Source organism: Ferdinandcohnia sp. SAFN-114 (assembly GCF_059415045.1).
In genome coordinates this window covers 68,169-88,565 of the sequence record NZ_JBPFDQ010000005.1, presented here as the reverse complement: position 1 = coordinate 88,565, position 20,397 = coordinate 68,169, and the positions used below count along the sequence as shown (strand labels likewise).

Below are 20,397 nucleotides of genomic sequence, written 5' to 3'. Positions count from 1 at the left end.
GGATGGTAAAAAAAGGTTATCAGAAGTCATTATAGATGAATACAATCTAATGGAGGTGTTTATATGCATAGTACTTTTGAACCTGCTGGGTTTTGGATTCGTCTTGGTGCTTCAATTATTGATGGTTTTGTTGTATTTCTAGTTGTTTTTCTATTTTCACTCATTTTTAACTTTCCGATATATGATGATTCTTGGCAAGATGGCCTGCTAGAATTCTTATATGCTTTATGCTTACCAGTCTTATGGTACGGGTACACAGTTGGAAAGAGGGTATGTGGGATTCGAATTGTGAGGGTTGATGGTGAAAAATTACACATTGGAAATATGCTACTTCGGATTGTAGTAGCAGGGCTAATATACGCCTTGACTTTAGGAATCGGAGCTATTGTTAGTTTAGTAATGGTGGCCGTCCGAGAAGATAAAAGAGCCATCCATGACTTCGTTGCTGGCACATATGTAACCTATAATCCTCCCGAAAGAAAGTAACAGGGGCAGAATATTGCCCCTGTATGAAGTAATTCCTTGTAGTATTTAGATGTCGTTTTTAACTCGTCTTCTCAGAGGTAACATTATCGAAAACCAAACACTCGTAATATTAATTTAGATAATTATTGACCCGATTCATTTCCTTTTTGAAGTGTTTTTATTAGTTCTACTAAATTATCATTAAATCTAGATATCTCATATTCATTTATTTCATTGTTTTGATTATTGTATGATGTATCTCTGATTGCACTCGAAATATTGAAAGAAGAAAATAATATGCAAATACCTAAAATAACAATTGCACCAGTCAAAGATAATCTTTGTTTTATTCTGGCTCATCGAATTCCCCCATGGATTACATTCATAGTAATAATTTGTTATTATATTTGATTGTTCTTCTTTTTCCTTCTTAAAACACAATATGCGATTGCCTGTTCAGCAATCGCAACCGGAATTTTATTTTTCTATCAGGTATCGCTATAATTCAATAACATATTAAAGTCTACACATTAAATATTTAGTTTTCCTTCAATACAAGTTACTGCATGACCACCAATTAAGATTTTATCGTTATCCATAAATTGTACTTCAACCCTGCCATTTCTTCCTACACAAAAACCCTGACTCGCTACATAAGTTGGTTCTCCGATAAGTTCATGTTTTTTAACTACTGCTGCCACACAACCATTTCCACTACCGCAAACGGGATCCTCATCTATTCCTTCGTTAGGGGCGAATGAACGAACTTCAACATTAGCTTCAGTATTTCCAGAAGTAAGTCCAAATACAGTTACACCTGTTACACCTGATGGAATTAATGTGGAGAGTTCCGCCATGTCGGGTCGTAAGCTTCTTACTTCTTCTGCATTAGATAATTGTATCGTAATCCAAATTGCGCCAACATCAACCGTTTCACTAACTTTAACACTATTTGAATCGACTCCCAATGCTTTTGCAAGTCTATCTACATCAGCAGATGGTACGCTTTTTAGTTTGGGATTGGGTAATGAGAGAAACAGTTTATCTTCATAAGTAAAAATAGTAACTAACCCGGTCCCACACTCCTGAACTAATCGTCCTTCTATCTTAGGTTTAATACCATGTTGAATCACTGCAAAAGCAGAACCTATCGTTGGGTGTCCCGCAAAAGGAAGTTCACTATTAGGGGTAAAAATGCGCAATCTATAGTCAGCCTGTGGGTCCGTTGGCTTGCATACAAAAGTGGTTTCAGATAGGTTTGTCCAGTTTGCGATTGCTTGCATCTGTTCTGTAGAGAGTTCATTGCCATCTAGTATTACGGCAACTGGATTTCCTCTGAATGGAATCTCTGTAAATACATCAACTTGTTGGAATGGAACTTGATGGTTCATCTTTTTTCCCCTTTCAAACATCACTAAAATTGTGCCTTTCAATCTCTAATACAACTTTTGACTTCTCTATTGAAATCTTTTTTACAAACCGCTATTAAAGTTGAAATAGCAAAGTACTGGTATTATTTTCAGCTAATGAATTCGCTGGTGAAGTTAAAAACTATCTATAATTTTAGTAGACTAAAAAAGTATAATGGCCTAGTCTTTTGACGGGACATATTCCATTGGTTCCGTACTAGAAACATAGCCGTTTTTCTTATAATAATGAATAGAATCTTCGCTTGGCCAAACGATCACAAATTCATAATTGTTTTCGTTAATCCACTTGTTTACCGTACGAAGAATGTCACTTCCAATGCCTTTATTCCGATATTCCGGAACTGTGTATACATTTGTCATGTAGGCAAATGGGTATGTTATTCTACCAGGACGGGGTACTTTCTGAATCAATTCTATGTATATATGCGATACAAGTTGTCCATTTATCTCTGCAACCCATATAAACCACTGATCACTATTCATTGCTTTCTCTAAAAAAGATTGGCATTCCTGTTTAAAATCCTCGAATGATGAGTCTTTTTTACTTTCATCATGCTCAACTGTAAAATCCCATCTCATTCTGATTAATTGAGAAATATCTTTTAGTTCAGCAAGTCTTATATCCAACTTTTCTCCCCCCTCCTGTCAGAGATTACTTCTTACATCAACCTATTCTTGGTCAGCTAATTTTTCGCCAGTAAGGGCTTCAAATAGTTCTGCTGACTTATTCCTGTCTAATTGAACATACTTGTTTCCAGCTTTTATGATCTCAACCATATCTTTATTTGGGCTTATCCAAAGTTCAAACAACACGGCTTTTTCTTCATTATGAAAATGAAAGGCAAATCGGTAATCAGGAGGAAGTGCCATTTGTACCTTTGCTGTTTCCCAATCACCATTATTGATGATCTCCCACACGTTTTGAACTTGTTGATTATTCGTAATCATTTTGAATTCTTCATATATATTTTCAATACCAATACGCTTTTGAACTTCAATGCTCTGTTCTTGATTTGAACAACCCGCTATATAGATTGAAACGAATCCTATTAAAGCGATTAAACACATCATTTTCTTCAAGGCATTTTCCCCTTTTTATGATAGACGAAAGGTGTTGGGAAAAGTTGCAAATTTCTCCTCTCTATCAATCAACCATACACTTTACGAGAAGAGCCTTGAAGAAAATGAAAAACTCTTCCATTACAATCTTTCTTTTAACCAAGATGAATAACCACTATTTTTTATTTTCCTGCTCTTTTAAAATACCTAAATATTCTATCCAAGGACCCACGTCGGTCCTGTATCTCTCAGCCATTACCCTTACAATTTGGGCAATGTGTGTTAGATCATGAACTACCCAAGTTGATAGCAACTCTCTTATCTTAACTGTACCAAATGCAGGGTGTGAGCCCTTCAACTCAAGATGAAGATCAGATTCAATATGAGACCTAAGTTTAGTTATATTTTGCATTCTTTTAGCTTTAAACTCCTGCAGCTTTTCATTAATTGACTTTTGAGATTTTTCCTCTAAGTGCGAATATCGATCAAATGGAGGAAAAGGTTTATTGCAGCCTTCTTGAAGAATAAACTCTAGTCTCGGTATCCAATTATTTTTCTCACCCTCAATAAGGTGCTCGATCACTTCAACGGCATTCCAAGTTCCTTCACCTTCATTACACTGCAGCCATCCTTCCGATAAACCAGATAAAAAATACGCCAGTGTTTGTGGTGTTCGTTCTAACACCTCAATAGCTTCTTTCATGTTAAAATGCATATAACTCCTCCTTCACAACAATATGAAACTTCCATTTGCTATGAGATATCTCTTCAAACATTCCCATTCTTTCAAAAATAAATGCTATACCCTTATCAAAGTAAAGCAGCCGTTCCTTTACGTACATTTTTACAAAGATAGCACAAGTAGATATTGCTTATAAGCAATATATTTGTACTTCATATAACATTCTTATATCCAGAATCTTTTAAGTTATAATATCGTTTCCAAATATTCACATCTATCAAGCGCTTGCATTTCTGTTTTAAAGCCATTTTCAAGTATTTCATCACGATAACAGATACACCATTGATTTGAATTATCTACCCATACAACTTTAATGTAATCCCATTTAGAAAGACCTTCCTTGGCTGTCATATTATAAAAAATATCATCCCATTCATGAATATCTAATCTTTTCATAAAGAAATTTATCCTCCAATTTTTTTATTTTATATAAATTTCGATAATTTCTTAGTTTTATCCTCCTTCTATCTTGTGGCTATTTCTGTTCACTACCAATCTTAACATTGAGAAATCTTCGATATTGAAGATAGGATTCGTTAATGGTCTACTTAACCATTCATCGCAGTTATCAAAAAACAGAGACCCGTAATTAAAGATAATGGTGTCATTACAAGCCTTTCTTTTTTACTCTTAGAAAAAGCATTCATGACTGTATTTAGGAATAAATAAAATGCAAAAAAATAACAGACTCCTTTTGCAAAGGGTGCTATTAAACTTATCGAAATTATTTGACCAACTTGTAGGATAAACATGATTGCAATCAATTGAATAAGAACAGAAATTAAACAAGCAATTCGCATTTGCTTTGGCATTATTTTATATTGTCCGCCCATTGCAAGATCTCCATAAGGCAACCCCAAAGCTAATAATACGTACAAAATAGCCGCTGCCAGAAAAGCAATACTTCCAATCCATGCTGTTAACACAGTATCCCCCCATCCCCATAACTGCTCCTCACTGCTTCTACTCATATTTATGCATGACTTTTTATCTCATTCCTGCTTCGAAGTTGAAGAAACAAAACTGCGAACCAAGAACTTGCCCCCATTTTTTTGTTTCATTTTCTTCGTCGATCTTTTTTTCGATAAGAACCAATGCTTAACTATAAATTTTCATAATTAAATTGTTCAGCTATTTTGAGTAGTTCATCCCTATCGCCTTTGTCGTTGTGACCTGCAACAAATTGAACATAATAAACATAACTTTCGGTAAATACATATAACTTGTAGCTTCCAACTTTTGCATCAGGTACTGGCTCTTGTAATACAGCCCGCTGATTTGAGATAGTGATTTCTTTTGTAGTATAAGAGAGTGAAGGATATTTCGGATGATTCATAAAGACTGCTATCGCGTTATCTACAGAACCCCACTCATTTTCTTGTGTGTGTATTGTTATTTCTCTCCCACTCGGAGTTTTAAACTGAACTTGATGTAATTCCTCTAATTGACTTTGGAGTTCGGGTATTTCTTCATCAGCAATTGTATGTAATTCTTCGCCTGCAGGTAAAGTAGATAAATCCATAGTATTTAACTTCCCAGTTAACTGCCCGGCCAAAAGAAATACAAACATTGATATCAAAGCAAAAGTAGTGAATAGAACAAATCCCTTTTGAAGCTGTGACCTTCTTTTTCCCTTTTTTATATCCTTGATTATCCTTTGACGGATTTTTAGAGTACGCTCCATCTTCCATTCCATCTCATACTCTAGCTTTTGCAGTGAGCGGTCTAAAGAAATCGTTTCATTTTGTTTGTTCATACACAAACCCCTCCTTAGAAAGTTGTTTTTCCAGTGCTGGGAGTGCTCGATTAAGCGTAGACTTTACTTTACTTTCAGTCCAGTCAAGAATCTTAGACGTTTCCTCAATTGAAAAACCCTTAATCTTTCGTAAAATGATAACCTCTCGATAGGATTCCTTCAGGTTAGCCAAAGCTTCGTAAAGTTCAAGTGAACTCTCCTTCATTTGGACAATTTGTTCTGGTAAGGGATATGGATCCTTTTTAGAAGTAAATACTTCCTTAAATAATCGAATTGGTTTCTGTTTTCTGATATAATCGATTGTTACATTGTGGGCTACACTAAACAGCCATGTTTTTACGCTGGAGTCCCTTTTGAATGTGTGGTGATACTTATATGCTTTCACAAACGTTTCATGAGTAAGGTCCTCCGCTTGTTGATAGTCCTTCACCATTAATAGGATAAATTTGAAGATCGTTTGATGGAATTGCGTGTACCATTCCACAATTTCATTTTCTCTGTAATCATGCACTGTTCTCTTCCTTTCTACTTCTTTATAAAAATTGACTCAATGTTTAGACGTTTAATACTTTAAAAAGTTGTGAAGTTTTGTAAAATTTTATTAAATCATTTGGATATGCTTAAAAAGTGCCTTACTCCTTCTTGGAATTCAACAAAAAGTTCCTATCTTCCTGCAACATTACTCTTAAACTGAACTGCTTCCTTAACAAAAGGCTGCCGTGGCAACCCAATCTCTAAACAGTTGTTCTTTCCCTGTTAACACAACATATATTAAAATTGGTTTAAGGTTTTACGAATTAGAATTCTGAACACAAGGATCATCAATAATGAGATTAAATTGGAGGGAATACAATATGGATGTACGGACGCTTTTACAACAACAATGGGCAAGCTGTCTGGATAAAGAGGACTGGTTTCCACCACTTGAAAAAGTGCTTGAGAATATTTCTTTCGAACAGGCAATTTGGAAGCCAGTAGAAGGGGCACATTCCATTTGGGAATTACTTAGTCATATACTTTTCTATGAAAAGAGAATTCTGTTGCGATTTCTGGATGAAACAGAGAATGAACCACAGGCTGAAAATAATGAATCAACCTTTCGATTACCAACCGAAACGTTAGACAATTGGAATGAAACAAAACAAGAATATTTTTCCGTTCATCGTGAGCTTGAAAAAATCCTAGCAACATCAGAACAAGAAGATTTGTATAGAGAGATTCCAAGAGAAGATCATTCATTAGTCATTGAACTTAAGAGTTTAGCTATGCACGACGCCTATCATATTGGGCAAATAGTATTCCTAAGTAAATTACAAGGAGCATGGGCTGACAAACGCAGTTTTTAAAATTTCCATTTGCATTACAGCGGCGGCTCTAATGGAATAAGGACGGGAACGCCTAATTTAGGCGTCCCCAATTTCATCCTATAATAAAATATCAAATTCGAGTGTTTGACTCCCTACAGTTCCACCACCATCCATATATCATGGGTATTCTAATTGAAAGAAACACTCTTAGATTCAGACTAAATTACATTTATTTTATAAACTACTTGGGGCACTTCCGATCAAAAAGCCGTGATACATAGAGGTTTTTGCATATTTGCAAATAAATGATCAAGTCGCTTTACCTGGTCCGTATGATTCACAATTACACGGCCAAAGTTGAATAGTTTCTTAAAAGAAACAGCCCCCATTAATAATGAGGACAAATCTGATATTTCAATAGATAGGTCAACTTCTGCCTTTTCTTTAGGAGATAGAGTTGCTTTTCCTTCTCTGAATTTTATTACCACTCGTCTACTATTCTCTTTTATAAAACTATCAATAATGTTTAACCCTACTGTTATCGTTTCATTATTAAAAGGATATGCACCTAAATTTTCGATGAACTTTTCGATATTAATAATTCGGTACATTAAACCTACCCCAGCCCGATTCGTTTCATGATATACACTTGGAATCAAACGATCGGATCCATTTCTAGGATCTTCGACTAGGTATTCTACGTCATCATCTTGCGTAGTTAGCTCAATTCGATGAATTTGATCGCTCTGGCTATTAAAGAACGCAGATAAGCATAATAATGCTTGTGAACTTTGGTAAATCAGTTCTTTTATCACCATATTATTATGAACAAAATTCGTTTCACTCATTTTTTTAAATGAAAATACGGTATAGCCTTCCAGTTTATCTCCATTCATATAACCAATCAATTTATTATCTGGATTTTTGAATATCCCTTCGATTTCATTTGCAGTTTTCAATATCATTCCGTGTGTTTCGCTTGCATATTGATTATAGCAATCTTCTATTAACTCTTTATGTGTCACATCAAGGTTAATAAGACCTTCTTTTGTCCCACTTGCTGGAAAACTAGATGGCTTAATATGGTATTGATTCATCTTCGTTCCATAGCCAAAGCCCATTTTTCTATAAAAATCGGGTCTAAATGGATAAAGTGCAACGAGTGCAACATCTCGCTGAACAAAGTGCTTTATAAAATATTGAATTAATTCTTTAGCAACTTTTTCTTTCTTATGAAGTAAGTCAACGGCCACTAATCCTACTCCGCCTATATCTATTGTTCTGGAGTGTACATTCATCTTAAAATAATGAATTCTCATGCCACCTACTAATTTACACTCACGAAAAATTCCATAAAATTCAATCGAACTTACTTTTTCCTGTTGAGAAATGAGCATGGTGGAATATCGCTCTTTGAACTCGGCCGTATTCTGCATCGTTCCAGGATAAGCATTTACAACGATATCAACAAAAGCTGGAATCTCAGTAAAGTCTAATTTTCTAATTACACTATTCATATGTACACATCCTTATCTACACCTATTATCAAGTTGGAAATTCCTATTTAGTCATAACCACATTTTAATATATTCCAATTATAAAAATAAAATAATAGTAAATTTCTATACGATTTTGACAAAAAATGCATAAAAAAAGAATACCACTATAAAATGGCATTCTTTAATTGGTTTGCTTTTTCTTCTTAGGATCCAAAATGGAACGTAATTCCTGTATATCCTCTTCTGATAATGAGTCTTCCTTTATAAACTGGACCAACATTGATTTCAGTGCCCCACCATAAATTCGTTTAACAAAAGATTCCGCCTCCGCATGCTGGCATTCATCTTGCGAATAAAGTGGGAAAAAGGTATAAATTCTTTTTTCTTTATTTACACCTACTACACTTTTTTTGACAAGTCGATCAAGCAGGGTACGTATGGTTTTTGGTTTCCAATCTGTCCGTTCTTGAAGGCTAGAAATCACTTCATTGGCTGTTAGTGGCGTCTTTTCCCAAAGTACCGTCATAATTTCCCATTCAGACTCTGAGATAGTAGGTATTTTTTTAGACACTCAGTTCCACCTCCTTTGTCGTTCAAAAGATGATACTAACATCTTTTAATCAAGTTTTACTTAATAGATTCCCTTTTCGTGCAAAATGGATAACGTTATTTCTGCCGCCTTTTTTCCGGTGGCATTATCTTCATGTTGTATATTGGTTGCAAAGAAATACGTATTTTGCCCTTTCTCTACATATCCGATGAACCAACCGTTTATTTCATTGCCATTAACAGTTCCTGTTCCCGTTTTACCAGAAAGAATCTCCTTATTTTTTTCCTCAAGCTTAATTGCATCTTTAACAGTCTGGAAGTTTTTTTCCTTAAACCCTAGTTGATTTGTATACAAATCTTTTAATAGCTGGACCTGTTCCACTGGAGAAATTTTTAATGATGATTCTAGCCAGTATTGATTGATTCCCCCAGACATGTCAGCATTCCCATAATTGATCTGCTTAAGATATGAATAGATACTCTCTGCCTGATTTCTTTGATCCAACTCCTGAAAATACCATGTCACTGAATTTTTCATGGCCGTTGTTACAGTTTGTTCTGAATTCCAAGAATCAAAGGGATACTTTGTGCCATCCCATTTTATCGTAGAATTTTCATCAGAAATCAGATTAGACTCCAGTCCAATTAATGCACTATAAATCTTGTAAGTAGAATTCGGTGATACTCTCAAGGTGCTTTTGTCTTTATTATATATTTGATATTGATCAGCCTGGAGATCATATAAGACAAAGCTTCCATCATAGCCAGTAAAATGCTCACTAAGATCCATATAAAGGGTATTTTCATTTTCAAAATCATAATGATTGTTATCTTGAGCCATTGCAGAAATGAATGGAACCTGACTAATAACCAATACTCCTAAAATCGTAATAATCACTGTGCTTTTCAGCTTCAAAATCTTTGATTCTTTTGTAAATGAAGCAATTCGCTTTATGCGACTTTTGATTTGTTTTTTGGAGCCATTAAATTGATTGGCTAACTTAACGGTTCTCTGACTTGAAACTTTATCGATAAAATTGATGATTGTTAGCCCATATTGTCTATGACACTTTTCATCTAAGGAACTTAAAACTGCATGGTCACAAGCAATCTCACGATCTAATCTCATTTTTCGAAACGCAATCCAAATGATTGGATTGAACCAGTAAATGATTTGAAAAATGACAATCAAGTAATTCGTTGCGATATCTTTTGATTTATAGTGGTTAAGCTCATGCAAAAATATATACTTGATTTCGTCTAAAGTCAGCCATTCGTTAAAATTAGCAGGCATTACGACATAATTTCTAAAAAGACCAAATGTCATCGGGGATTTGACATGCCTTGATTCTCCTACAACTACAAGTCCCGTTATATTTAATTGTTTTTTGCACTGTTCAAACAAAAACTGCACATCTTTATTTTTCAAAGAGTCTGTTGTTCTCTTAATCTTCCTTACATCAAGCCATGCTTTTACTGCAAAAAATGTCATGACTAGCATCCCTGCGATCCATATGCTGGCTGTCATGATATTAAGATATTCAAAGTTCGTCCGGTTAACTGATACGGAATAGTCCTGTTTCCAATTTGAGTTTTGAACTTCCTCCGTAATCACAATCGAAGGGATTCTTCCGTTACTCTCGTTGACCTCCAAAGCCATATTGGAAAGTTCAAAAGGTAATAATTGAAACGGAATAAAAGGCAGTAACAATGCAATCAACAATAAAAACCATATACAATATTGCCCTTTTGCAGATAATTGCTTTTTGAATATGCTCCGCACAAACAAGATGCCGATAACCGTTAAGGAAGATACAGTTAAACAGATGATAAAGTATGTAAAAAACATCTTATTTTCATCTCCCTATCTCTGCCCGTTGCTTTCTACCTAAAGGGCAAAATCTTTCATAACTATATCCCTTTTCCCAGAATTACAACTGTAATATTCAAATGATATCACGCTAGTTGAAGTTTATCAATCTCCTCCTTCTAGTTAAATGTTCTACTTCTTGGGAATTTTTATTCTTTTAAAAAATGGGTTGACCACATTTGATTACAATTGTAGTATTGTATTACACGTGTAATCAAAATCACAGAAAGGTGGATGCTCCTTCGAATCAACTCTATTAATTCTTTAGATTTATCATTTATTAGGAAAGAGGTTATTCATTTTGAAGAAAATAACGAATACATTATTCAAACTACATACATTTAAAGGCACTCTACTTCTATCTCTGTTTATTCTAGTCATGTTAGCTGGTTGCTCCGATTCAGCAACTTCTACAGCCTCCCCATCGGAAACAAATAAAGAGAAAGAAACTACTACAGATGAGGAGTTCACACAACTTGAAAGCAAGTTCGACGCCCGCCTCGGGGTTTATGCATATGATACTGAAACAGAAAAGAGTGTCGTCTATCGAGAAGATGAGAAGTTTGCTTTCGCTTCCACTTACAAGGCGCTTGCTGCAGGTGCAATGCTTCAACAGAAATCGATAAACGAACTTGACGAAATTATCACTTACACAAAAGATGAATTAGTCACTTATTCACCAGTCACAGAAAAACATGTGGATACAGGAATGTCATTGAAGGATATTGCGGAGGCTGCTATCCGTTACAGCGACAATACAGCTGGGAATCTACTATTCAATGAAATCGGAGGTCCTGTAGGATTTGAAACAGCGCTAAGGGAGATTGGCGATATGGTTACAGAGTCTGACCGTTTTGAGCCTGATTTGAACTTTACAGTTCCGGGAAACTCTCGTGACACAAGTACACCGAGAGCACTTGCACAAAGTCTACAAACATTCGTGGTTAGTGACATTCTTCCCTCAGAGAAGCGAGCACTCATGACCGATTGGCTAGTCGGGAACACCACTGGAGATACATTAATCCGTGCTGGTGTACCTGAAGGCTGGGTCGTTGGTGATAAAAGCGGGGCAGCAAGTTACGGAACACGTAATGATATTGCCATTGTTTGGCCACCTGAACGTGATCCAATTCTTATCGCCATTCTATCTGACCGTAGTTCAGAGGACGCAACATATGATGATACCCTAATTGCGGAGGCTACGAAAATCGTAGTAGAAGCTTTAAAATAAAATGAATTCAACGGGGCAACTGGTTTAAGTACTGGTTGCTCCATTTTCCTTATTGTAAATACTTTCCCCTTGAATATATTTTTTTTATAAAAAACAAGGTAAGAACAAGGATTCGATACTATATTTATAGAATATACTTATAGATATACATATAAAGGGAAGGTGAATTAACCATGACACAAGATATTCGTCATAGTTATTATAAAGAATTAATTGATTTAAAAGATGTAGAATTGATAGAAGCACAATTTCAAAGTTTACTTGATGTTTCAATCAATTCTGTTTCTGACCTTGTAAAGTGGTTAGAAGATGAAAAGAATTTAACCATTAAGATTGCAGAGGCAATAACAGGTCACCAAGTAGACTTCTACCGAAACACCGAGGATGAAGAAATTAAAGCAACGTATCTTCACGATCAGCAAGTCATTCATCCACTTTTCATGAAATATGAAGCAAAATTAAATGAGAAGGTCTGTGAGTCTCCATTCTTTAATCAATTAGATGATAAGCGCTACGGCTTAATGCGACGAGTTCGCGAATCCAAAGTGAAACTGTTCAGAGAAGAAAATATTCCATTAATGGTAAGAGAACAAGAACTCTGTACAAAGTACAGTGAAATTATGGGAGGATTAACAGTTGAATGGGAGGGTGAAGAAAAGCCTTTTCCATTTATCCAATCCCAGCTCGACTCTCTTGACAGAAGCATTCGAGAAAAAGCGTATTACAAGATAGGTTCTGCATTTCGTCAAATTAAACCGGATATGGATGCCATCATGGACGAACTCATTCAATTGCGCCATCAAATCGCATTAAATGCCGGTTATGAAAATTATCGTGATTATATGTTTGTAGCCAAGAATCGTGAGTATAGTGTCCAAGATTGTTATGACTTTCATGAAAATGTAGAAAAACACATTATCCCAGCTTGGAATCGACTTGCCAATGTATTTAAATCAAAGCTTGGTGTCGATACTTATCGCCCTTGGGATAACACCGCGAAATTGATGAAAAAACCACCATACGCTGAGGTATCGACTCTTATGGATGGTGTTTCTGAAATGTTAGGAAAGACAGATCCCTATTTTTCAGAACGTTTCGATTACATGAGAGAAAATGGATTATTAGATCTTGGAGATCGAAAAGGAAAAAGTCCAGGTGGTTTTTGTACCTCCTTACCTGTTTCAGGAGATACCTTTGTATTTGCGAACTTTAGCCCGTCCTTTTTCTCTTTAATTGCATTAATCCATGAAATGGGACATGCGGTGAATGGGTACCTTCAATTTTCTGAACATGGACCTACTGAAGACTACCAACAGCGAATGGAAGTAGCTGAACTGTATTCTCATGGGATGGAATTGCTCTTATTGGATAAGCTAGATCGTTTTTATCCAGATGAAGAGGATTTTCACAGTGCACAGCGTGAAGAGTTAAGACGCGCATTTACAATGTTATATGGACCATTATCAGGGGACCTCTTCCAGCATTGGATGTATACGAACCCTACCCACACAGCCAAAGAGCGTGACGAAAAATACTTTGAAATCTCAAAACGTTATGGCTTAAACCCTGTTGATACTTCTGGACTAGAGGAAGAAATTGGGATGAGTTGGATTGGCACCCTTCATTATTTCGAAGTACCTTTCTATAATATTGAATACTCTATCTCGATGTTAGGTGCTTTAGAATTACTTGAGAATTATCAGAAAGACCCTAATCAAACGGTTGAAGCCTTCAAAAAAGGTGCAAGTGCGGACTACAATCAATCAATCGCAGCTATTTATAAAGAAACTGGAGTCAATTTTGACTTTTCAGAGCCGGCAGTTAAACGAATGGGTGAATTCTTAGAAAAAGTCATTCAAGATATTCGTTAACAAAGTGAACCACGTAAACAAACTTCACCCTGCAAAAAGGGCTTAGAGAGAACTTCCTCTCTAAACCCTTTTTTATGAAATGATTGTACTAAAGCTGCCAGTTTATATAACACTTAAACTCTATTTAAATGTGTATCTTTGAAATTAGTTGAATATTTCAAGCCGTACCCAAGTGCTCTATCCATCCCTATATGAGCTGACCAAATTAACCCCACTGCCAACACGAATTGATTCGTTAGGAGTAAACCTACTATTACCATCATAATCGACACACTATAAGTATGAAAAATATTATAACATTTTGCACCAACATTATTGTTAAACATATAGCCGATCATTGAAATATCAGGTGCAAACAATAAAATTAAAAACATCCACCAACTGTACTCATTATACGAATAAAGATATATACTTAACACGAAAACTGCTAGCCCTTCAATGTGTAACATCATTTTATTCATCTCTGTGTATCCCCTCACTCTTTAAAGCAGTCATTTCATATTTTATTAAATAAAGTAATTATTCATTCTCATTACTGCTCGTTACCTCAAGAATATAATTTCATAAAGTATACGTTAAACTGTTCCATTCATAACTCCTTCTTCTATTTTATTATTTAGAGAGCTCCGAGAAAACAGTACATGAGTGCAAAGATAAAAATAAATGTTAATACTGGTCCTAATACATCTTGTCTATGGGTACTTTTTCCGGACTTTAAATTTTTTAAAAAAGTAGTAAAATTAATAAACCACAAAACACCTAATAACGGTATGACAACCAAAAGCGTAATTAACATAGGATTCATTCCCACCTTCCCAAACGGTAAAGCGCTACTTATTATTGTTGAAAGATCTTTGATAGAATGTTAATCTCAAAGCAAAGTATATGTATATTTTATAAGGAGCTAATGCCATGCCTAAAATTTCTCTTGCTGAAGCTGTGAAATTAAAGAGCGTACTATCCAAAAGAATACATGAATTAGAAGAAGAAATGGATCGTCTAGCTTTTATTGACATTGAAAAAGGAAATAAGATTCCAAAACAAGTCCGTACATTAACTGATGTCGAACAAGATATTGAAGAAGTTCGAAAAGACGTTCGATTACTTGACAAACTCATATATAAAGCGAATATTGAAAACGAAATCATTTTTAATGATGAAGAATTAACAATTGTTGAAGCAATAGAACTCGCTACCCAGTTACGTGCAAAAGCTCGTAAATATAAGGTATATGGCACAGCGCCTAAAGAGGAGTTTTCTTATTCTTATAGTGAGGGTGTACCTCTAGTTAAAGTTGCGATGTTTGATCCAGAAGTATACCGGTTAAAAGGTTTAGAAATTGATCGTCAAGCTAATCGACTATCTAATCTAATTAATGCCAAAAACTACTCCATACAATTAAATTTTGATAGTGAAAAGTATTTCTAAACCTTGAAGTGGTGAGACTCCTCTTCAAGGCATAGAAGGAGATGTTCTTGTGAACTCACGTACAATTGTAATGGCAATCGGCAAACCAATAATCCAATTACCATTTACATATTTACCTGTTACCAATTACCCTCTCTAGCAATGGAAGGTCGATGACCAATCCTCCCGATAGATGTAAATCTCCTTCTATGAATCCTTCATCCTTATCGGATGGAGGATTTTTTCGGGTTGGTTAGATTTTTTAATACTAATCTACCAAGCTAATTCCTACAAAAACTCAATATTATGAATAGACGTGGTTAAATACCCAGTTTTTAAAGGATTTATATGCTTGTTCTTGTAGTGGCTTCGGGTAAGACATTAAAACAAGTGAGACGGCGCTTTGCCCTTTTGCTAATGGAGGTTGAACATACCCCCACTCACTAAGGGTAAAGCCATTTCGTTTATAAAAATCAGCTCTTCTTTTTTCGATTTCTCCCTCAGGTGGTTCAATTTCAATCACAACAGGTTTTACCTGCTGCTCGAGAAAGGCTTGAAGGAGTTTCGACCCTAAGCCTCCATTGCGGAATCTTGATTTAACGGCAAAATGCTCTAAGAAGATAAAATCAGGTCCCTCCCATGTGGCAAAAAAAGCAGCAAGCTCATGATCTTTTTCATACACATATATTTGATAATGAGGGGCAGAAAGTAAAGAACGTTGCATGTGGTAAGGCCTATATTCATCACTAGGGAAAGAATCTTCAAATAATTGATAAAGGTTTTCAAATTGGTCTTCTTGTAAAAGTGTTAACATGTGATTCTCCTTGCTGACTTGTCAATTTGTTATTATTCATGATTTTCATGTTACTATTTTAGCATAATGTGCATTGATATTTTTAACATATTAGTCTGAGTTGAATGTCAAGTTGATTCGGTCAAAAACGGGGCACCCCTATTTGTAAAAACATGTATAAACAATTATTGATTTCTAAAGTCGAATTTATCTTTAGGTACATCGAGAGAATGTCCGTTAATAATCACTGTGTCGTTATTAATCCATTCAATATCTGCTGTTTCCTCTCGATAATTCCAGTATATATTTTTTGTTTTTTTATCTTTGTTGTTAAATACTAGTTCTCCTCGTATCGAGTACGAGGTAGTAGCTCCACCGTCTACAAGATATGTCTTTAACGTGTAAGTACCTTCCGGAGAGGTCTTTTCCGTAAGATACTCTCCTGTGGGTAACCGATTCATATCAAAAAATGCCCAATACACCCCATACCCAACTAATGAAATAACTAATAATCCAATGATGATAAATACTTTTTTATATAACTTTCTTTTAACCTTTTTAAGAACCATAGTAATACTCCTCTATTACTCTCTTTTTTTCTATACCCTATTGAAAGAAACTGCCTACTAAGCAATAAATTAGATTCATTAATCTAATATTTGTATATATCTACTACCGGACTATAACCTGGATTGAATGTAAAGGGAACAAAGGTACCAAATATCCCTATACCTTCAATTAATGTTCTAGTACCTCTTTCATCTTCAAGGATTACGCCCATCTTATTTATGAAAAAATAATCGTCTCTCGTTCTATTAACGACTTTTTCCTGCGAATTATTATATAGGCAATTATCTCCAACACACTCTGTATCGTATTTACTCGCTAACCACTTATTAAATGTCTCTGTTGAGGGTTTTGATAATGGTAGAATTAAAAAAAATAGAATAATAGCTAAAGTAAAGTAAATGATTCGTTTTCTATTCATATTTCACACCCTTATTTTTAACAAAATTCCCATTAATTACATTTTACAACATGGTATTTAAGAATCCCATTAAAACTTTCAATGACTCCAATAAATAGAGGCACCCCATTCTAGGACCATAAAATTTACCCCTTTTATGATATTCTTTTTCAGAATTTAATGACTCATTACCAAATGTTTCAATCTTGTTATAAATATTAAGAAAGTGTACATGGGTTTCTTTTCCGTTGGATTAACTTTATAATGGCGGACAAGATGTTTTTTTAGAAAAAAATTATTCTTGTAGCTTTCGGAAGGAGTTTTATTATGAAAAAATTGATGTTTACATTAATAACAGGTCTAATGATTGTTGTTTTAGCAGCATGCGGAGGAAATGACGAAAGTACAGAAGCTAAAAATAATGATAAAACGAAAACAGAGGAAAATGAACAGCAAAAGGAACAGCAGAAAGCAATGGAAGAAATGCAAAAGAAACTAGAAAGACAGAAAATAGATGAAAAGAAAACCGTTGCCATCGTAAATGATACAAAAATTTTAGGAAGCGACTATAATGGCATTTTATCATCTATACAAGGACAAATGCAGCAAATGGGACAAGATCCGACTTCTAAAGAAGCGGCAGAGCAAGTAAAAAACCAAACCATTGACAGTTTAGTCGGACAAACTCTTCTCCTTCAAGAAGCAGATAAAAAAAGCTATAAAGTTTCAGAGGCAGATATTAAAAAGCGACTGGACGAAGTAAAAAAACAGTTTAAAACAGAAAAAGAATTCGAATCCGCTCTTAAAAAAACTGGCATGGATATGAAAACCCTTGAAACTCAAATAGCCGACGGACTTAAACTTAACCAGTACGTTGAGAAAGAAATTTCTGTTGGTAAAATTACCGATGAAGAAATTCAAAAAACGTATGATCAATATGCGGAACAGGGAAAAACAACTGGACAAGAAATTCCAAAGTTTGAAGAAGTAAAACCGCAAATTGAACAATCCCTGCAACAGCAAAAACAGCAAGAAAAACTCGCTCAGCATGTAGAAGAGTTAAAGAAAAATGCAAAGATTGAAATTAAGATTTAAAGGTTACACATAATAACTAAAAGGGCTGTAGTATCCCCCTTCAGACACACAAGAAGATGAATCTCTACAACTATGGAGTGTTCATCTTCTTTTTTTAATAGCGTGTTCGTTATGCTGTAGCAGCCCTTTATTTGTCTTTTTTCACTTCGTTCTTGTTATAGTTATTAGTCTTCCACATAACAAAGTGAACCACCACAATTGTAGTAATAAACCTCGGTATGGTTCATTTGTTCCACCAATCAAGAATGCCAAAATAAAGTACGATCCAAATGATATTAATTATTAATAGGAACATGGCTATTTTAAATTGTTCTATATTAGTAACTAGGAAAATTTATAAATGAATAACTTCCATTTCTAGTTCACACTTTTGGCGTAAGTGATGGCGAAAATGCATACCGACAAGTTCGAACCACTCCCTCGCGTTCAGCCAGCCAAAACCTTCATGTTTTACTTTGTAATTGGGATTAATATCATCTACTCTAGATTCCGATTGCCTCAACCTTTCCATCACCTGATCTAACCGACTCATAAGTTCTTCTTTACTATCTGAATTGTTTGGTGGAGTATTTAGTTCGTCCGGCAACTTGATTTTAATGGGTGGAAACCCTCCAATTTTATATAATTCTTCACCAAAATCCGTTTTTCCAAGCATTTGCTCTTCCTTTGATTTTGCACAAGCTTCCACATTGTCAAGGTACTCTATTGCAACTAGAATCACATGATCGTACATTTGACCAATGGACCAAACCCCTTTAGCCGATATATATCTTAGTTGCTCAAGTGTATAATTTTGTAGATCGCTTTTATATGTTTCAATCAGTTTTAAAGCACTCAATCAATCACTCCTCTATCATGTCTTCCATCTTATATTACTTGATTATTAAGAATATTTTCACCCTATATTTTGTTATTCATGAAACTCCTTCTTTAGTACAACAAGAAAAAGCTGCCTTCGTGACAGCTCTAATAATCAACCTTTGTAGTTTAAGAAGAAGCAAGGATTCTATCACTTTATTCAACTAAACTTCTCGGTTGCTTAAAAAAAAGGGCCTTAATCCTTATTGGATCAACGCACCCGATATATTTTTTCTGAAGTATATAGTACTGATTCTTAACATGTAATTCAGTCTTTTTTCTTTTTTTAAAATTAGTTCCATATTATTATTGTTAATCATACTACCTGTTACACGAGTGGGAACTGACCACCAATTATTTAAATTTAATTACAATTTTTCCTTTGGCATGGTTTGTTTCACTTAACTCATGTGCTTTTTGTAGCTCTTCTGCGGAAAAACCAAATACACTACCCACTTGAGGCTTAAGTATTCCTTTCTCAAGTAATTCACCTATTTCACTTAGCTGTTTACCATTTGGAGTTAACCAATAAGAGCTTGCCGTTACTTGGTGCTTTTCTATTAATGCTGAATCGGGTTGTCCGGCAATCGTTACTAGTCTGCCACCAGGTTTTAATATTTTGAAGCTTTTATTCAAAATCTCGCCACCCATTGTATCAATAACTACATCATAATCACTTAATACTTCTTCAAATTGTTGTGTACGGTAATTAATGAATTCATCTGCACCTAGCTTTTTTACATATTCCTCGTTTTTTTCACTCGCTGTTGTAGCAACATAAGCACCTAAATGTTTTGCCATTTGAATGGCCAAACTGCCTACACCACCAGCTCCAGCGTGTATGAGTACTTTATCTCCTTGCTTGACTTTTGTTTTATCCACTAAACACTGCCAAGCGGTTAGGCCAGCTAATGGAATAGAGGCAGCTTCTTCAAATGTCAAGTTACCTGGCTTTTTGGCAAGCAATTCTTCATCCACAATTGTATATTCCGCATATGTACCTCTAGGGGTTGTATCCGGTCTCGCGAACACTTCATCCCCGACTTGAAATACCTTCACTTCATCTCCAACTTCAACTATCTTACCAGCCACATCCCAGCCAAGAATTATAGGGAATGGCCAATCAAGCATCTCCTTCAAATAACCTGCACGTAGCTTCCAATCAATTGGATTAATGGAAGTTGCATAAGCCTCAACAAGTACTTGGTTTGGTTTTATTTCTGGTTTCGGTAGCTCCTGCTCTACTAGCACATCTTTACTACCATATTCATTTATGACAACCGCACGCATGAACAGCACTCCTTTTTACAAAATATAATCCAGCTTATTATTTGTTTCCTCCTGGAAAGTCATTCCTTCACGTCAGAGTCTGATTTCTGACGATTATAGATACTAATTTTATACCAGACAATTAAATATGTTTATGGATTCTAAAGTTTAATTAACCCGGTTTGTTCAAAAAAAATAGGAAGTGCCGCAGCTCCTTCCTTTGTTAAGT

At 35.1% G+C, this 20,397-nt stretch carries 24 protein-coding genes; 6 read left to right on the top strand and 18 right to left on the bottom strand.

Translation table 11 applies throughout. From position 1 onward, the window contains the following. The first annotated feature begins 63 nt into the window (after nt 1-63). Entirely contained in the window at nt 64-486 is a 423-nt protein-coding gene (locus tag ACR65M_RS02935) for an RDD family protein (protein WP_341331286.1), read from the top strand. 122 nt (nt 487-608) lie between these two features. On the opposite strand, the gene ACR65M_RS02930 is transcribed toward ACR65M_RS02935, so the two are convergent. The 9 genes from ACR65M_RS02930 to ACR65M_RS02890 form a co-directional block, all read right to left on the bottom strand. Further along, complete coding sequence (locus ACR65M_RS02930) at nt 609-797, bottom strand: hypothetical protein (RefSeq protein ID WP_440272498.1); 189 nt, start codon at nt 795-797, stop codon at nt 609-611. A gap of 198 nt (nt 798-995) precedes the next feature. Further along, nucleotides 996-1,856, bottom strand: a complete 861-nt coding sequence (locus ACR65M_RS02925) for a PhzF family phenazine biosynthesis protein (protein WP_341331285.1) — start codon at nt 1,854-1,856, stop codon at nt 996-998. Nucleotides 1,857-2,054: 198 nt separating this feature from the next. Beyond that, nucleotides 2,055-2,522, bottom strand: coding sequence for a GNAT family N-acetyltransferase (locus ACR65M_RS02920; RefSeq protein WP_440272497.1), 468 nt, complete (start codon nt 2,520-2,522; stop codon nt 2,055-2,057). 42 nt (nt 2,523-2,564) lie between these two features. After that, nucleotides 2,565-2,966 carry a YhfM domain-containing protein gene (locus ACR65M_RS02915; protein WP_440272506.1) on the bottom strand — a complete coding sequence of 134 codons (402 nt, stop codon included), beginning with the start codon at nt 2,964-2,966 and terminating at the stop codon, nt 2,565-2,567. Between the two features lie 163 nt (nt 2,967-3,129). Next, a complete protein-coding gene (locus ACR65M_RS02910) occupies nt 3,130-3,669 on the bottom strand; it encodes a DinB family protein (protein WP_440272496.1) in 540 nt (179 codons plus the stop codon). Nucleotides 3,670-3,882: 213 nt separating this feature from the next. Continuing rightward, a complete protein-coding gene (locus tag ACR65M_RS02905; RefSeq protein ID WP_440272495.1) occupies nt 3,883-4,092 on the bottom strand; it encodes a hypothetical protein in 210 nt (69 codons plus the stop codon). Between the two features lie 152 nt (nt 4,093-4,244). Further along, on the bottom strand, nt 4,245-4,667 hold the full coding sequence (locus tag ACR65M_RS02900) for a hypothetical protein (protein ID WP_440272494.1): 423 nt from the start codon (nt 4,665-4,667) through the stop codon (nt 4,245-4,247). Between the two features lie 131 nt (nt 4,668-4,798). Next, nucleotides 4,799-5,452 (bottom strand): hypothetical protein, encoded by a 654-nt coding sequence (locus tag ACR65M_RS02895; protein WP_440272493.1) that lies wholly within the window; start codon nt 5,450-5,452, stop codon nt 4,799-4,801. Next, entirely contained in the window at nt 5,436-5,963 is a 528-nt protein-coding gene (locus ACR65M_RS02890) for an RNA polymerase sigma factor (RefSeq protein ID WP_440272492.1), read from the bottom strand. The genes ACR65M_RS02895 and ACR65M_RS02890 overlap by 17 nt, the downstream gene beginning before the upstream one ends. A 343-nt stretch (nt 5,964-6,306) precedes the next feature. Between ACR65M_RS02890 and ACR65M_RS02885 the strand changes: the two genes are divergently transcribed. Then, nucleotides 6,307-6,798 carry a DinB family protein gene (locus ACR65M_RS02885; protein ID WP_341331278.1) on the top strand — a complete coding sequence of 164 codons (492 nt, stop codon included), beginning with the start codon at nt 6,307-6,309 and terminating at the stop codon, nt 6,796-6,798. 221 nt (nt 6,799-7,019) lie between these two features. Here the strand turns inward: ACR65M_RS02885 and ACR65M_RS02880 are convergent, their stop codons facing one another. The 3 genes from ACR65M_RS02880 to ACR65M_RS02870 all read right to left on the bottom strand — a co-directional run bounded on the left by ACR65M_RS02880 (nt 7,020) and on the right by ACR65M_RS02870 (nt 10,656). Further along, nucleotides 7,020-8,276, bottom strand: coding sequence for a GNAT family N-acetyltransferase (locus ACR65M_RS02880; protein ID WP_440272491.1), 1,257 nt, complete (start codon nt 8,274-8,276; stop codon nt 7,020-7,022). A gap of 163 nt (nt 8,277-8,439) precedes the next feature. Continuing rightward, nucleotides 8,440-8,829: a penicillinase repressor BlaI gene (blaI, locus tag ACR65M_RS02875; protein WP_121448035.1), complete on the bottom strand. Its 390-nt coding sequence runs from the start codon at nt 8,827-8,829 to the stop codon at nt 8,440-8,442. A 60-nt stretch (nt 8,830-8,889) separates the two neighbouring features. Beyond that, entirely contained in the window at nt 8,890-10,656 is a 1,767-nt protein-coding gene (locus ACR65M_RS02870; protein WP_341331276.1) for a BlaR1 family beta-lactam sensor/signal transducer, read from the bottom strand. A gap of 400 nt (nt 10,657-11,056) precedes the next feature. On the opposite strand from ACR65M_RS02870, the gene bla reads away from it, so the two are divergent. Continuing rightward, nucleotides 11,057-11,908: a class A beta-lactamase gene (gene bla, locus ACR65M_RS02865; RefSeq protein ID WP_440272505.1), complete on the top strand. Its 852-nt coding sequence runs from the start codon at nt 11,057-11,059 to the stop codon at nt 11,906-11,908. Between the two features lie 173 nt (nt 11,909-12,081). After that, on the top strand, nt 12,082-13,779 hold the full coding sequence (locus tag ACR65M_RS02860; RefSeq protein WP_341331274.1) for a M3 family oligoendopeptidase: 1,698 nt from the start codon (nt 12,082-12,084) through the stop codon (nt 13,777-13,779). Between the two features lie 113 nt (nt 13,780-13,892). Here ACR65M_RS02860 and ACR65M_RS02855 read toward each other — a convergent pair whose 3' ends face one another. Beyond that, on the bottom strand, nt 13,893-14,240 hold the full coding sequence (locus ACR65M_RS02855) for a DUF4260 domain-containing protein (RefSeq protein ID WP_341331273.1): 348 nt from the start codon (nt 14,238-14,240) through the stop codon (nt 13,893-13,895). Between the two features lie 451 nt (nt 14,241-14,691). Here ACR65M_RS02855 and ACR65M_RS02850 point away from each other — a divergent pair, with 451 nt between their 5' ends. Beyond that, complete coding sequence (locus tag ACR65M_RS02850; RefSeq protein WP_341331272.1) at nt 14,692-15,207, top strand: hypothetical protein; 516 nt, start codon at nt 14,692-14,694, stop codon at nt 15,205-15,207. Nucleotides 15,208-15,490: 283 nt separating this feature from the next. Here the strand turns inward: ACR65M_RS02850 and ACR65M_RS02845 are convergent, their stop codons facing one another. The 3 genes from ACR65M_RS02845 to ACR65M_RS02835 form a co-directional block, all read right to left on the bottom strand. Beyond that, nucleotides 15,491-16,000, bottom strand: a complete 510-nt coding sequence (locus ACR65M_RS02845; protein ID WP_341331271.1) for a GNAT family N-acetyltransferase — start codon at nt 15,998-16,000, stop codon at nt 15,491-15,493. A 164-nt stretch (nt 16,001-16,164) separates the two neighbouring features. Further along, nucleotides 16,165-16,548 carry a DUF5412 domain-containing protein gene (locus ACR65M_RS02840; protein ID WP_341331270.1) on the bottom strand — a complete coding sequence of 128 codons (384 nt, stop codon included), beginning with the start codon at nt 16,546-16,548 and terminating at the stop codon, nt 16,165-16,167. An 83-nt stretch (nt 16,549-16,631) separates the two neighbouring features. Next, nucleotides 16,632-16,967, bottom strand: coding sequence for a hypothetical protein (locus ACR65M_RS02835; protein WP_341331269.1), 336 nt, complete (start codon nt 16,965-16,967; stop codon nt 16,632-16,634). A 306-nt stretch (nt 16,968-17,273) separates the two neighbouring features. Between ACR65M_RS02835 and ACR65M_RS02830 the strand changes: the two genes are divergently transcribed. Next, entirely contained in the window at nt 17,274-18,041 is a 768-nt protein-coding gene (locus ACR65M_RS02830) for a SurA N-terminal domain-containing protein (RefSeq protein WP_341331268.1), read from the top strand. Nucleotides 18,042-18,375: 334 nt separating this feature from the next. Here the strand turns inward: ACR65M_RS02830 and ACR65M_RS02825 are convergent, their stop codons facing one another. Both ACR65M_RS02825 and ACR65M_RS02820 read right to left on the bottom strand, forming a co-directional pair. Then, nucleotides 18,376-18,879: a DinB family protein gene (locus tag ACR65M_RS02825; RefSeq protein ID WP_341331267.1), complete on the bottom strand. Its 504-nt coding sequence runs from the start codon at nt 18,877-18,879 to the stop codon at nt 18,376-18,378. Nucleotides 18,880-19,253: 374 nt separating this feature from the next. Then, entirely contained in the window at nt 19,254-20,189 is a 936-nt protein-coding gene (locus ACR65M_RS02820; RefSeq protein WP_341331266.1) for an NADP-dependent oxidoreductase, read from the bottom strand. Nucleotides 20,190-20,397: the final 208 nt, after the last annotated feature.

Coding starts and splice junctions, on each gene's coding strand:
- ACR65M_RS02935 (WP_341331286.1), top strand. CDS start 64: ATGCATAGTACTTTTGAACCTGCTGGGTTTTGGATTCGTCTTGGTGCT.
- ACR65M_RS02925 (WP_341331285.1), bottom strand. CDS start 1,856: ATGAACCATCAAGTTCCATTCCAACAAGTTGATGTATTTACAGAGATT.
- ACR65M_RS02915 (WP_440272506.1), bottom strand. CDS start 2,966: ATGATGTGTTTAATCGCTTTAATAGGATTCGTTTCAATCTATATAGCG.
- ACR65M_RS02910 (WP_440272496.1), bottom strand. CDS start 3,669: ATGCATTTTAACATGAAAGAAGCTATTGAGGTGTTAGAACGAACACCA.
- ACR65M_RS02905 (WP_440272495.1), bottom strand. CDS start 4,092: ATGAAAAGATTAGATATTCATGAATGGGATGATATTTTTTATAATATG.
- ACR65M_RS02900 (WP_440272494.1), bottom strand. CDS start 4,667: ATGAGTAGAAGCAGTGAGGAGCAGTTATGGGGATGGGGGGATACTGTG.
- ACR65M_RS02895 (WP_440272493.1), bottom strand. CDS start 5,452: ATGAACAAACAAAATGAAACGATTTCTTTAGACCGCTCACTGCAAAAG.
- ACR65M_RS02885 (WP_341331278.1), top strand. CDS start 6,307: ATGGATGTACGGACGCTTTTACAACAACAATGGGCAAGCTGTCTGGAT.
- ACR65M_RS02880 (WP_440272491.1), bottom strand. CDS start 8,276: ATGAATAGTGTAATTAGAAAATTAGACTTTACTGAGATTCCAGCTTTT.
- ACR65M_RS02870 (WP_341331276.1), bottom strand. CDS start 10,656: ATGTTTTTTACATACTTTATCATCTGTTTAACTGTATCTTCCTTAACG.
- bla (WP_440272505.1), top strand. CDS start 11,057: ATGTTAGCTGGTTGCTCCGATTCAGCAACTTCTACAGCCTCCCCATCG.
- ACR65M_RS02860 (WP_341331274.1), top strand. CDS start 12,082: ATGACACAAGATATTCGTCATAGTTATTATAAAGAATTAATTGATTTA.
- ACR65M_RS02855 (WP_341331273.1), bottom strand. CDS start 14,240: ATGAATAAAATGATGTTACACATTGAAGGGCTAGCAGTTTTCGTGTTA.
- ACR65M_RS02850 (WP_341331272.1), top strand. CDS start 14,692: ATGCCTAAAATTTCTCTTGCTGAAGCTGTGAAATTAAAGAGCGTACTA.
- ACR65M_RS02845 (WP_341331271.1), bottom strand. CDS start 16,000: ATGTTAACACTTTTACAAGAAGACCAATTTGAAAACCTTTATCAATTA.
- ACR65M_RS02840 (WP_341331270.1), bottom strand. CDS start 16,548: ATGGTTCTTAAAAAGGTTAAAAGAAAGTTATATAAAAAAGTATTTATC.
- ACR65M_RS02835 (WP_341331269.1), bottom strand. CDS start 16,967: ATGAATAGAAAACGAATCATTTACTTTACTTTAGCTATTATTCTATTT.
- ACR65M_RS02830 (WP_341331268.1), top strand. CDS start 17,274: ATGAAAAAATTGATGTTTACATTAATAACAGGTCTAATGATTGTTGTT.
- ACR65M_RS02820 (WP_341331266.1), bottom strand. CDS start 20,189: ATGCGTGCGGTTGTCATAAATGAATATGGTAGTAAAGATGTGCTAGTA.